The sequence below is a fragment of the Chromobacterium indicum genome (assembly GCF_039708975.1).
Classification (GTDB): domain Bacteria; phylum Pseudomonadota; class Gammaproteobacteria; order Burkholderiales; family Chromobacteriaceae; genus Chromobacterium; species Chromobacterium piscinae.
Window position 1 is genome coordinate 45,073 of the sequence record NZ_JAYFSJ010000005.1, and the last position, 12,465, is coordinate 57,537.

Here is a 12,465-nt window from a genome sequence, read left to right on the forward strand (position 1 = left end):
TTTTCCTCCGTCTGGTCCACATTGCCTCAAACATCGGGGAATAAACATTATTCAACCTGACCGGCGGCAATCGGCAATCTAACGTCGCGGAATGGTTCCAATCCTGAAAAGGCTTCGCGGAAAAGCAAAACTATGCGCAAGAGACAACCTCTTTCCGGTATGAAACCAAATGCATGCCCGGCTGCACTCGCCTCGCTGGCCCCACCCGGATAAAACCCAGCTTCTCGTACAAACGGCAATTACCCACTTCTTCCAAAATGGAGTCCAGACACCAACTCTCTTGCGGCCAATGCAATCGCTCAAGCAAGCGCAAGGCCTGCTGGGCAATGCCTAACCTTTGGAATGCGGAAAGAATGAAAATAGGACTGATTCGGCATTGGCAGCCACCGTCCAGGTCCACCACGCGAACACCCCCGACAGACTGGCCGCCGCGCCGAATCAAATAGAAAGCGGAATTCGGCTGTTGTATTTTCTCAGTCAGCCTATCCAACGACTCCATCGCCGGATTTAGCGCGTGATCCTGGTATTTCCGCAACAAGGGCATGAATGCCTCGACCTGCATCCGGTGCAATATCTCCGCATCTGCCAGCTCCGCCTTAATCAAATTGACTTCCACTCTGCCCTCCTCATACCGACGAGACTCACTTCAAGCAATACAACTCAAACGGCATTTAATTTGAACGAAATCGCTCTCCATCACAAGAAAACAAGTCATTCAATTCATCGGAAAATAATAAGGGCAAGCCATCTTGGCTTGCCCTTGCTCGTCGGCGATTGGCTATTTACTGCGGCCGCTGCCTGAAGAAGGTCATCGGCGCCGAAGCTGGTATCTCGGACGGCGGCGGGGATTTGAGAATGTGCTTCTTCATCTTGCCCATCACGTGCATCTCGCAAGGACGGCATTCGAACTTCAGCGTGTAGGTTTCGTCGCCGGACTTCAGAATCATCGGATCGGCGCGCACCTGGCCCATCACGCCCTTCACGCCCTTGGCCTGCTTCGGACACAGGTTGTAGGAGAAGCGCAGGCAGTGCTTGGTGATCATCAGCGACACCTCGCCCTCTTCCTGATGCGCCTCGTAGGCCGGCTCGATCACTTCCACGCCGTGCTGCTTGTAGAAGTCCCAGGCCAGCGCGTTGTAGACGTTGGCCAGATAGCTGAGCTCCTTCTGCGGGAAGACTGCCGGCGGCTCGACGGCGGCCTTGCGCTCGGGGCGGACCCAGGCGGCGGCGCGCGCGGCTTCCAGTTTTTCCACGGCGTCGCGGCGCAGGCCGTTGATCACCGAGGCCGGCACGAACCACGGCTGGGACAGACTCAGCGCCACGTCGTGCGCCTGGAACATGGTGTTGCCGAGCTTGGCGGCGGCGTCGCGCAGGCTCTGCTCGGCGCGGGCGGCGTCCTTGGCCGGCTCCAGCGCCAGCTCGGCGCGGGCGCTGGCGGTACAGCCGTCGGCGTCGGTGTAGCTGAGTTCCAGGCCGTCGGCGGTTTCCGACAGCGCGGCCCAGACGCCCACCCGGCGCTCGGCCGATTTCTTCAGCAACGCCAGCTCCCAGGCGTGGTCGCGGTTGCGGCTGATGTCGACGCCGGGCTTCAACCCTTGCAGCGCGGCCGGATCGTTAGGCTCGCAGCGCCACACCAACAGCCCGCCCTCGGCCTTGCCCACCTGCTTGACGGTGTTGAGCTGCATGCCCACCACTTCGCGCTTCTTCATGAAGTTGATGCCGTCGCCGTTGGACATCTGTTCAGTCGTGGCGATTTCCAGCCAGCCGTCGCCCACCTTGTGCACCGTGCCCAGGCCGACGCCGACGAACTTCGGCGAATCGAAGGCGCCGATGTCCTGCTTGCGGCCGGTGGCGAAGTAGTCCGTCGCGCCGCGATGGAAAGTCTTGTCCGGGTCCGGCGTGAAGAAAACCTCGCTCGTGCCGCTGGCGGCCGGCGCCAGTTCCGGACGGCGCTCGAAGATCTCGTCCAGCAGCAGGCGGTAATGGGCGGTGATGTTCTTGACGTAGGACACGTCCTTGTAGCGGCCTTCTATCTTTAAAGACCGCACGCCGGCGTCCAGCAGCGCCTCCAGGTTGGCGCTCTGGTTGTTGTCCTTCATCGACAGCAAATGCTTGTCGAAGGCCACCACGCCGCCCTTTTCGTCGGTCAGCGTGTACGGCAGCCTACAGGCCTGCGAGCAGTCGCCGCGGTTGGCGCTGCGGCCGTTGTCGGCGTGGCTGATGTAGCACTGGCCGGAGAAGGCCACGCACAGCGCGCCGTGGATGAAGTACTCGATGGCGGCGGAATCGGCCACCCGGTCGGCGATCTTCCTGATCTGCGGAATGGTCAGCTCGCGCGCCAGCACGATCTGGCTGAAGCCGGCGTCGGACAGGAAGCGCGCCTTGTCGGCGTCGCGGATGTCGCACTGGGTGGACGCGTGCAGCTGGATAGGCGGCAGGTCCATCCGCAGGATGCCCATATCCTGGATGATCAGCGCGTCCACGCCGGCGTCGTACAGCTGCCAGATCAGCTTGCGCGCGCCTTCCAGCTCGGCGTCGTGCAGGATGGTGTTGAGCGTGGCGAAGATGCGGGCGTGGTAGCGGTGGGCGAAGGCGGTCAGCCCGGCGATGTCCTCCACGCTGTTGCAGGCGTTGTGGCGCGCGCCGAACGACGGCCCGCCGATATATACCGCGTCGGCGCCATGCAGGATGGCTTCGCGGCCGATTTCGGCGGTTTTGGCGGGCGACAGCAGTTCGACTTGGTGCGGCAGCAGGCTCATGGCGGTTCCGGGCTGATCGATGGGTACGATGCGTGATTGGGTGGGGGCGGAATTATAACGGAATCATGGGCTTATAGGTAGTCGGTGATTGCGCCGGGCCGTACTAGGTGCGACTACTTAAAATACTGTATCCGATTGCCTGCCTTCATGGCGGCTGCTACTCCAAAGAGTATCGGGGCGCAGTCCCGTCCAAAGCAGCGAGTCCCTCATGTTCAATTCCCTCACCATCGCCCGGCGCCTGTCCGTCATGGTTTGCGCGCTGCTGGCCATCCCGCTGCTGGTCGGCTGGTACGGCCTGCACACCCAGGAAGGCATACTCGGCGATTTCGCCACCACCTATAACGACCGCGTGGTCTGCCTGAAACAGCTGAAAACCGTCGGCGACGGCTACGCGGTGGGCATCGTCGACAACGCGCAGAAGCTGCGCAACCAGAGCCAAAATGCCGCCGGCTTCCTCGCCAATCTGAACAAGGCGCAGCTCGATGTCCGCCAGCAATGGGGCGATTACCGCGCCACCTATCTGACAGCGGAGGAAAAACGGCTGGCCGACCAGGCCGAAGCGGCGATGGCCAACGCCAACCACAGCGTCGACAAGCTGCGGCAGATCGTGCAGAGCGGCGACACGGCCGCGCTGCAGCATTACGTGGACCGCGAAATGTACCCGGCACTGGACCCGGTGGCGCAGCGCATCGCCGCGCTGGTGGACCTTCAGCTGCGGGTGGCGGCAGAAGAGTTCGCCCAGTCGCAGCAGCGCGCCGCCTTCAGCCACGCCGCCAACATCGCGTTGATCGCCGTCGGCGTGGTGGTGGGCTTTCTCTTGGCCTGGGTGATCGTGCGCGGGCTGCTGTCCGAACTCGGCGGCGAACCGCGCGACGTGGTGGCGCTGGCCGAGCGCATCGCCGAAGGCGACTTGGGCCAAAAGCTGACGGTGAAGCCGGACGATCATCACAGCGTCGTCGCCTCGATGGCGCGGATGCAGAGCGCGCTGATCCAGCTGGTGCGCAATATGCAGGACATCACGCTCAGGCTGTCCAATAGCGCGACCGAGCTCGCCGCCGCATCGGAACAGGTTGCGACCAGCGCCGAGGAGCAGACCCGCGCCGCGTCGTCGATGTCGGCGTCGGTGGAACAGCTGTCGGTCAGCATCTGCTCAGTCAACGACACCGCCTCCGACGTGGCCAAGGATTCGGTGTCCAGCGGCGAGCTGGCCCATCAGGGCGAGACCATCATCGACCAAACTCTGCAGACGATAGGCCGCGTCGCCGAGCAGGCGCGCTCCTCGCAGCAGCAGGCCGACCTGATGGGCAGCCGCTCGCAAGATATCGCCAATGTGATCCAGGTGATCCGCGACGTGGCCGAACAGACCAATCTGTTGGCGCTGAACGCGGCGATCGAAGCCGCCCGCGCCGGCGAACAGGGCCGCGGCTTCGCCGTGGTGGCCGACGAGGTGCGCAAGCTATCGGAACGCACCGCGCAGTCCACCACAGAAATCAGCGGCAGCATCCGCGAGATGCTGGACTGCAGCCAACACGTGGTCGACAACATCCACCACACGGTGGACCAGATGGAAACCGGGCTGGCCCAGGCCAGCAGCGCCCGCGAGGCGATCACCGGCATCGCCGGCAATGTCGACCGGGTGAAGGGCTCCTTGTCGACGATATCGATCTCGCTGAACGAACAGCAGCAGGCCGGCACCAGCATCGCCGCCAATGTCGAGCAAGTGGCGCAGATGTCGGAGGAAACCAGCGCCGCCGCGACGCAAACCGCCGAGGCCGCCGGCCAGGTGGAACAGATGGCCGGCGCGCTGCAGGCGGCGATCAGCCGCTTCAAGCTGCCGGCCGGCGGCCAGCCGACAACCTCTGACCAGACGCCGCAATCCTTGACCGCCACCGCCTGGCAGGCCTGATAGCCTGCCCAAGGCCTCGCGAGGCGCCCGTTTCCGCCGCAATGCTTGAGTGCTTGCCCGGAGCGGCTAACAGAATTCAGTTGCGCGTCTGAGGCAAGACGCGCCGCGCGGGCACTACAACAAATCGGCGCAATGCGGAATCAGGAGCCTGGCCAGTAGCCGTCAAACCTTTCCTCCGGGGAGACCTGCCTCCCCTTTGAACCTTCCTCTCTCGTTTTGGCCCGCTTCGCGCGGGCATCTTTCTTTGCGCGGATGCTGCGTTGCAACATCCGCAATTCGAACATCGAGTTTCTATTCAGAACATCCATTATTGGTATTTCACTGGTTTATTTTCACAGTCAATCATCACTCATTCCAAACTCATCACACAACAGACTTAAATTGCGATTATTTGCTAGTTAACCCTTTATTTGTTGCCAATAATTATCATTAATTGGATTTTTATTAAGATTGTTATCTTGCATGGCAACATTGCAACGCCATGACATTCAATTTCAACCAGAATTGTCTCATACCAATTGAAGACCAATATAAGACCAGCTAACGTGCCTCCAGGACGTCCACCCCTGAATTCGGCAATCGGACCTGGAGCAATCTCATGCACAAGAAACGCGTCTTATTCCTGGCAATCATGGCCGTGCTGTCCGGCCACGCCCTCGCGGCGGAAGAATCGTCCGTCCCTCCCGGCAGCGACGGCCCCGCGCTGAAAGGCACCGCGCAAGCCATTCCGGAAAGCGACGTCTATGACCTGCTGACCAAATCGGAAACCACCTTCAGCGCGCTCTACTATGGGCGCGATCGGCAAGCCCAATGGGACGCTCCCGGCAAGGGCAATCGTCATGACATCCATGTCAACGCCTTGAACCTGGGATTGAATTTCAAATCCGGCTATGCCTGGGACCATCTGGGTTTCGACGCCGCCGCCCATGCCGCCATCCGCCTCACCAAAGGGCAGGGCTGGTCGGAGGTGCTGTACCACGACTTGAACGACACCAGCGATCCGGACGAAAACGGCGGCGGCAAGGACAAGAGCAGCGCGGTGCTGAGCCAGGCCGCGTTGAAATTCCGCCAGAGCGCCGATGGCCAAGGCTTTTCCGCCCGCGCAGGCTACACCCCGATCAGCATAGGCACGCTGGGCACGTCCGGCGGCCTGCAATCGCATGCCTATCGCGGCCTGGAGGGAAAATACAAGCTGGGCGACTTCGAAGTCGGCTATGGCTGGGCAGACCAGTTCCGCAATGAGTGGGATACCCGTTTCCGCGACATGACCAACCAGTGGCACCAGAACCGGGCACCCTATAATGACGGCCGCAAAGTGGACTACGTCCATAGCATCGGCTTCCGCTACGCGCCCAGCAACTACTTCGTCGACATCGGTTTCGGCGAGGGCAAGGACTACCGCCGCAACGCGCAGATCGCCGCGTCTTACACCTGGTCTCTGGGCGCCGACAAGCTGACCGCCACCGGCTACTACTTCACCGGCAAATACCAGACCGCGCTGTCCGGCATCGCCAATCCCAAGAATGAATGGCATGCCAGCGGCAGCCTTAGCTACGCCACCGGTGGCTGGACGCTGATGGGCGGTTACGGCGCCACCCACGCGCCCGACTCCGGCGAGTTGAATTTCCGCCTGACGCCGTGGGGCAACTCCGACAACCGCAACTTCATCCAGACCTGGGGCCAGGACGACGACTTTGTCTGGGATGGCATGCGAGTGGTCAAAATCGGCGTCAGCTATGACTTCGCCAAGCTGGGCGTGCCCGGCTTGACCATGGGCGCATCCGCCAATTACGCCAGCAATGTCAAAAACCAATACGACAGCGCGCGTCCCAATCTGGGCGACACCCACTTCAACGAGGTGGATCTGAGCGTGGCCTACTCGGTGCAAAGCGGGCCGCTCAAGGGCGCCAGCATAGGCGTCTACCCGGCGCAGCTGCGCACCCACGGCTTCACCGGCGACAAAAGCAACCGCAACGACGTGAAAGTGATCGCCTCCTACAGCAAGACCTTCTGATCCACCAGTGGCCGGCATGCCAGTGCCGGCCGCTTCGCCTATCGGTTCCGATAAGCGAAGCCGAAAAGGAGAAACCGCACGATGAAACTGAAAACCCTGAGCCTGTCGCTGCTGATCGCCGCCGCGCCCCTGTTCGCCCACGCCGCCGACAAACCGGTGCTGGAAGTGTGGACCATGAGCCTGTCGCCCAAGTTCGACGGCTATTTCAAGGAGCTGGTCGGCAAGTACAACGCCCAGCATCCGAATGTGGAAGTGAAATGGACCGATTATCCCTGGGATGTGATCCAGGCCAAATTCACCGCCGCCGTCGGCGCCGGCAAACCGCCGGCGCTGGTCAACCTGAACGTGCCCTGGGCCTACGACTACCAGCAGGAAGGCCTGATCCAGCCGCTGGATGGTCTGATCGACAAGAATCAGTACGTGGCCGGCGCGCTGAAGGACGTCACCTTCAACGGCAAGGCCTATGCCTTCCCGCACTACAACGGCGCGGATGTCATCGCCTACAACGCCGCCTTGTTCAAGAAAGCCGGCCTGGACCCGAACAAGCCGCCCAAGTCCTTCGATGAGGAGCTGCAGTACGCGAAGGTCATCAAGGCCAAGACCGGCGCCGCCGGCTTCGCGCCCAAGATGGGGCCGACCAAGATCGAGGGCCTGTTCCTGCAAAACGGCCTCGATGTGATCAAGGACGGCAAGCCGGCGTTCAACAGCCCGGCCCACGTCGCCTTCGTCAAGAAGCTGGCCGAAGCCTACAAGGCCGGCGCGCTGATGAAGGACAATCTGTTCGTCCAGGACAACTTCCAGGTGGCGATGGCCGCCTACAACAGCGGCCGCATGGCGATGCTGGAATCCAGCCCCACCGCGTTGACCCGCGTCCGCGACGAAGCGCCCAAGGTCTACCGCGACACCCGCGTCGCCGCCGCGCCGCTGGGCCCCACCGGCATCGCCGCCGGCGGCTGGATGTTCAACTTCGCCGTGGCCCGCAACGTGGACAAGGCGCTGCTGCCGGAGATCGGCAAGTTCGGCAACTACCTGACCAACGCCGACAACCAGCTGGCCTTCGCCAAGCTGGCCGGCACACTGCCCACCGCGCGCAAGGCGGCGCAAGACCCGCACTTCCAGAAAGTGGCCGCCAACGCCGGTCCGGCCGAGCGCGCGGTCGGCATCGCCGCCGCCAATCTGGACAAGACCCGCACCTTGTTCCTGTCGGTGAAGAACGCCGACACGCTGTCGGCCAGGCTGTCCGCCGCGGTGGAAAAGGCGGTGACCGGCCGCCAGGACGCCAAAGCCGCGCTGGACGAGGCCGCCGCCTACTGGAACGGCAAGCTGTAAGACCGGCCTTTGTCCGCGCCCGCCGCCCTCGCCGGCGGCGGGCCGCCTCTCTTTCAGACACGGTGGCACTTCATATGCGCAAACCCCGCAAGACCACGCTGCAGGCTTATCTGTTCCTGGCGCCGGCATTGCTGCTGCTGGCCGCGTTCTCGTTCTGGCCGGTGGGCTTCGGCTCCTTCCTCGCCTTCACGCGCTACAACCTGATCGACGCGCCGCAATGGGTGGGCCTGGACAATTTCCGCGACCTGTTCGGCGACGAGCTGTTCCTGTCGGCGCTGAAGAACTCGGCGCTGTATCTGCTGGTGGTGCCTCTCATCCAGCTGTTGGCGATGCTGCTGGCGGTGCTGGTCAACAACAACCTGCCCGGCATCAAGCTGTTCCGCGCCGCCTATTATCTGCCGGTGGTCACCTCGGTGTCGGTGATCGGCATCATCTGGAACTTCATGTACACCGAGGACGGCGTGCTCAACGCCGCGCTGCGCTGGCTGCATCTGATCAATGATCCGGTGGGCTGGCTCTCCGACGACCACATCGCGCTGTTCGCGGTGATGTTCATCACCGTCTGGCGCGGCATCGGCTGGTACATGGTGCTGTACCTGGCCGGCCTGCAAGCGATCCCGGCCGACGTCTACGAAGCGGCGCAGCTGGACGGCGCCGGCCGCTGGCAGCGCTTCTGGCGCATCACCGTGCCGCTGTTGGCCCCCACCATCCTGCTGTGCTCGGTGATGTCGGTGCTGGCGGCGGTGAAGGCCTTCGAGGAAGTGCAGATCCTGACCAAGGGCGGGCCGATGCAGTCCACCTACACCGCGCTCTTTTACGCCTACGAGTTCGGCATCAAGTCGCTCAATTTCGGCCGCGCGCTGGCCGCCAGCCTGGTGATGTCGGCATTCTGCATCGCGTTGGCCTGGCTGAACTTCCGCTACCTGCAACCACGAGACCGCTGAGGAGACGCGATGAACCACTCCACCACCCTGGCCGCCCCCGCCGTCCGCGCGCGGGCGGACCGGCTGGCCGCGCGGGCCGTCCATTACCTGGCGCTGTCGGCGATCGCTCTGATCACCGTCTACCCGTTCTGGTGGACGCTGGTGACGGCGCTGTCCGGCGACGGCGAGGTATACGCCTTCCCGCCGCCGCTGCTGCCCACCGCGCCGACGCTGGACCATTTCCGCGAGGCGGTGTCCAGCATCGACATCCTGGCCTTCTACCGCAACTCCTTCGCCATCGCCGCGCTGACGGTGGCCGGCACGCTGCTGGTCAGCGCGCTGGCCGCTTACCCGCTGGCGCGCATGAAGTTTCCCGGCCGCCGGCTGGTGTTCGGCGCCATCCTCGCCACCATGATCCTGCCCAGCGAGGTCAACTTCCTGGTCAACTTCATCACCGTGTCCAAGCTGCAGCTGACCGACAGCTACAGCGGCGTGGTGCTGCCGACGCTGGCCGGCGCGGTGGGCATCTTCCTCTTGAAGCAGGCGTTCGAGGCGGTGCCGCAAGATCTGATCGACGCCGCCCGCGTCGACGGCGCGTCCGAGTGGCAGATCTTCTGGCGCATCATGCTGCCGCTGGCGCGCCCGGCGCTGGCGGCGCTGACCATCCTGACCACGGTGTCGGCGTGGAACCAGTACATCTGGCCGTCCATCGTGATGTCCAGCCCGGACAAGTTTCCACTGTCGGTCGGCGTGCTGTACCTGGCCGGCGCCTTCAGCTTCAAAACGCGGGTGGTGGCGGCCGGCGCGGTGCTGACCGTGCTGCCCATCCTGATCGTATTCCTGTTCACCCAGCGCTATTTCCTGCGCGGATTCGATGGAGCGGTGAAATGACCCTGAGCAAGGAACCACTGGACCAGCTGGCCGGCCGCTGCCTGATGGTGGACGTGGAAGGCCCGGCATTGAGCGATGAAGAAGCGGCGCGGCTGCGGAAAATGCGCGTGCGCGCCGTCTGCCTGTTCCGCCGCAACGTGCCGGACGCGGCCTCCACCCGCCGTCTGGTGGCCGACCTGAAACGCGCGCTCGGCGACGAGGTGCTGATCGCCCTCGATCAGGAAGGCGGCGCGGTGATGCGCACCCGCTTCCTGCCGCAGGCCCCGGCGGCGATGGCGCTGGCCGCCGTCGGCGACGAGGCGCTGGCGCGCCAGGTCGGCGGCGCGGTGGCGCGCGGCATCAAGAGCCTGGGCGTCAACTGGAACTTCGCTCCGGTGCTGGACCTGAACAACAACCCGGCCAATCCGGTGATAGGCGAGCGCTCGTTCGGCGCCGATCCGGCGCGCGCCGCCGCCCTGGCCCGCGCCTGGATGGAGGGCCATCTGGCCGAGGGCGTCGCCTGCTGCGTCAAGCATTTCCCCGGCCACGGCGACACCCACACCGACTCCCACCTCGACCTGCCGGTGGTGGACAAGCCGCAGGCCGAGCTGCGCGACTACGAGCTGGCGCCGTTCAAGGCGCTGTCCGCCCACGCGCCGGCGCTGATGAGCGCCCACATCCGTTTTCCGGCGCTGGACGCCGAATGGCCGGCCACGCTGTCGCCGGCCATCCTCACCGGCCTGCTGCGGCGCGAGCTGGGCTACCCCGGCGTGGCCATCACCGACGCGCTGAACATGAAAGCGATACGCGAGCGCTGGGGCCAGCCGGCCGGCGCGGTGCAAACGCTGAAAGCCGGGGCGGATTTGGCGCTGGTGCTGCAGTTCGCCGACGAGATGGAAGCCAGCTTCGACGCGCTGCGCGCCGCCTTGCACAGCGGCGACTTGGCCGAAGCGCGCCTGGCCGAAGCCGCCGCGCGGGTGGACGCGCTGATCCGCCGCTATCCCAGCGTTTCCGATTACGACTACGCCGCCCAACAGCGCGCGGCCGACGAGGCGCTGTTCGCCGACGCCTGGACCCGCGCGCTGACCGCTCATGGCGAGATCCCGACGCTGCCGGCCGGCCAAAGGCTGCGGCTGGTGGTGCAGGACCAGGCGCCGTCCGACGGCGTGTCCGAGGAAGGACTGGCGGCCGACGCGCTGATCGCCGCGCTGTCCCTTCGCCACGCGCTGGAGGTCGTCCGCTTCAAGGAGCGCGCCTCGCTGGCCTGGTCGACGCTGCCGCAGGACGGCCTGTTCACTGTGCTGGCCTCGACCACCCGCGAGCGCTACGGCCGGCGCGAGCAACAGGAATGGAGGCCGGACTTGCATCTGGCATTATGGAACCCCTACGCCGCCGCCGACATCGCCGCGCCGGCCTTGATCAGCTACGGCTTCGCCGACGCCGCGCTCTTCGCGGCCAGCCGCTGCCTGGCCGGCGAAATCGCCGCCGCCGGCCGGCTGCCGGTGGACCTGGGCCAACCCCATCAGGAGCAATGAGATGTCCCGACTCTCGCTGAAGAACATCCGCAAGGTGTACGACGACGGCAATGCAGTGATCCACGATGTCAGCCTGGACATCCGCGATGGCGAATTCATGGTTTTCGTCGGTCCGTCCGGCTGCGGCAAATCGACGATGATGCGGATGATCGCCGGGCTGGAGGACATCAGCGCCGGCGAATTGTGGATAGACGACAGGCTGGCCAACGAAATCGAGCCCGCCAAGCGCGGCCTGGCGATGGTGTTCCAGAGCTACGCGCTCTACCCGCACATGACGGTGCGCGACAATATGGCCTTCAGCCTGAAGCTGGCCGGCAAGAGCAAGGCCGAAGTCGACGCCGCCGTGCGCCGCGCCGCGCAGACGCTGCAGATCGAGCACCTGCTGGAGCGCAAGCCCAAGGCCCTGTCCGGCGGCCAGCGCCAACGCGTCGCCATCGGCCGCGCCATCGTGCGCAAGCCCGGCGTGTTCCTGTTCGACGAGCCCTTGTCCAATCTGGACGCCGCGCTCAGGGTGCAGATGCGGATCGAGCTGGCCCGGCTGCACCAGGAGCTGGGCAGCACCATGATCTACGTCACCCACGACCAGGTGGAGGCGATGACCATGGGCCACCGCATCGCGGTGTTCAACGCCGGCCGCATCGAGCAGGTGGGCACGCCGCTGGAGCTGTACAACCGCCCGGCCAACCGCTTCGTCGCCGGCTTCCTCGGCTCGCCCAAGATGAACTTCATCCCGGCGCGGGCGCTGGACCAGCACGCCGCCGGCATCGAGCTGGAACTGCCGGGCGCATTCCGCCTGACATTGCCGCTGGCCGATGCCGGCGACGGCCCGCTGACGCTGGGCGTGCGCGCCGAGCACCTGTACTTCGCCGAATCCGGCCTGCCGGCGACGGTGCAGCTGGTGGAGCACCTGGGCGACCAGCAGATCGTCTACCTGCGCCACGAAGGCGAGGGCGAGACCATCGCGCTGAAGCTGCCCGGCCACGAGACCGAGCCGCGCCCGGGCGAGCGCCGCTTCCTGGCGCCGGACCCGCGCCATTGCCATCTGTTCGGCGGCGACGGACTGGCGCTGGCGCGGCGTGACCCGCTGCCCATCCAGGAAAGGCCGCAAGAAACGGCCACAAGCTGAGTC

9 protein-coding genes are annotated in these 12,465 nt (G+C 64.6%); 7 read left to right on the top strand and 2 right to left on the bottom strand.

Features of this window, described 5'->3' with window-relative positions:
- Positions 1 to 130 precede the first annotated feature (130 nt).
- Positions 131 to 616, bottom strand: a complete 486-nt coding sequence (locus VA599_RS08205; protein WP_346788223.1) for a GNAT family N-acetyltransferase — start codon at positions 614 to 616, stop codon at positions 131 to 133.
- Between the two features lie 166 nt (positions 617 to 782).
- Positions 783 to 2,759: a peptidase U32 family protein gene (locus VA599_RS08210; RefSeq protein WP_346788224.1), complete on the bottom strand. Its 1,977-nt coding sequence runs from the start codon at positions 2,757 to 2,759 to the stop codon at positions 783 to 785.
- A gap of 208 nt (positions 2,760 to 2,967) precedes the next feature.
- Between VA599_RS08210 and VA599_RS08215 the strand changes: the two genes are divergently transcribed.
- The 7 genes from VA599_RS08215 (at position 2,968) to VA599_RS08245 (ending at position 12,462) form a co-directional block, all read left to right on the top strand.
- A complete protein-coding gene (locus tag VA599_RS08215) occupies positions 2,968 to 4,665 on the top strand; it encodes a methyl-accepting chemotaxis protein (RefSeq protein ID WP_346788225.1) in 1,698 nt (565 codons plus the stop codon).
- A 598-nt stretch (positions 4,666 to 5,263) separates the two neighbouring features.
- Positions 5,264 to 6,679: an OprD family outer membrane porin gene (locus VA599_RS08220; protein ID WP_346788226.1), complete on the top strand. Its 1,416-nt coding sequence runs from the start codon at positions 5,264 to 5,266 to the stop codon at positions 6,677 to 6,679.
- 81 nt (positions 6,680 to 6,760) lie between these two features.
- Positions 6,761 to 8,008 (top strand): ABC transporter substrate-binding protein, encoded by a 1,248-nt coding sequence (locus VA599_RS08225; protein ID WP_346788227.1) that lies wholly within the window; start codon positions 6,761 to 6,763, stop codon positions 8,006 to 8,008.
- Positions 8,009 to 8,082: 74 nt separating this feature from the next.
- Positions 8,083 to 8,952, top strand: coding sequence for a carbohydrate ABC transporter permease (locus VA599_RS08230; RefSeq protein WP_021477230.1), 870 nt, complete (start codon positions 8,083 to 8,085; stop codon positions 8,950 to 8,952).
- Positions 8,953 to 8,961: 9 nt separating this feature from the next.
- Positions 8,962 to 9,822 carry a carbohydrate ABC transporter permease gene (locus tag VA599_RS08235; RefSeq protein ID WP_346788228.1) on the top strand — a complete coding sequence of 287 codons (861 nt, stop codon included), beginning with the start codon at positions 8,962 to 8,964 and terminating at the stop codon, positions 9,820 to 9,822.
- Entirely contained in the window at positions 9,819 to 11,336 is a 1,518-nt protein-coding gene (gene nagZ, locus VA599_RS08240; RefSeq protein WP_346788229.1) for a beta-N-acetylhexosaminidase, read from the top strand. Before VA599_RS08235 ends, nagZ begins: the two co-directional genes overlap by 4 nt.
- 1 nt (position 11,337) lies before the next feature.
- Complete coding sequence (locus VA599_RS08245) at positions 11,338 to 12,462, top strand: ABC transporter ATP-binding protein (protein ID WP_346788230.1); 1,125 nt, start codon at positions 11,338 to 11,340, stop codon at positions 12,460 to 12,462.
- Positions 12,463 to 12,465 lie beyond the last annotated feature (3 nt).

What these genes read in the sequence shown, in the direction of transcription:
- VA599_RS08210 (WP_346788224.1), bottom strand. Translation starts at nt 2,759, where the DNA reads ATGAGCCTGCTGCCGCACCAAGTCGAACTGCTGTCGCCCGCCAAAACC.
- VA599_RS08215 (WP_346788225.1), top strand. Translation starts at nt 2,968, where the DNA reads ATGTTCAATTCCCTCACCATCGCCCGGCGCCTGTCCGTCATGGTTTGC.
- VA599_RS08220 (WP_346788226.1), top strand. Translation starts at nt 5,264, where the DNA reads ATGCACAAGAAACGCGTCTTATTCCTGGCAATCATGGCCGTGCTGTCC.
- VA599_RS08225 (WP_346788227.1), top strand. Translation starts at nt 6,761, where the DNA reads ATGAAACTGAAAACCCTGAGCCTGTCGCTGCTGATCGCCGCCGCGCCC.
- VA599_RS08230 (WP_021477230.1), top strand. Translation starts at nt 8,083, where the DNA reads ATGCGCAAACCCCGCAAGACCACGCTGCAGGCTTATCTGTTCCTGGCG.
- VA599_RS08235 (WP_346788228.1), top strand. Translation starts at nt 8,962, where the DNA reads ATGAACCACTCCACCACCCTGGCCGCCCCCGCCGTCCGCGCGCGGGCG.
- nagZ (WP_346788229.1), top strand. Translation starts at nt 9,819, where the DNA reads ATGACCCTGAGCAAGGAACCACTGGACCAGCTGGCCGGCCGCTGCCTG.
- VA599_RS08245 (WP_346788230.1), top strand. Translation starts at nt 11,338, where the DNA reads ATGTCCCGACTCTCGCTGAAGAACATCCGCAAGGTGTACGACGACGGC.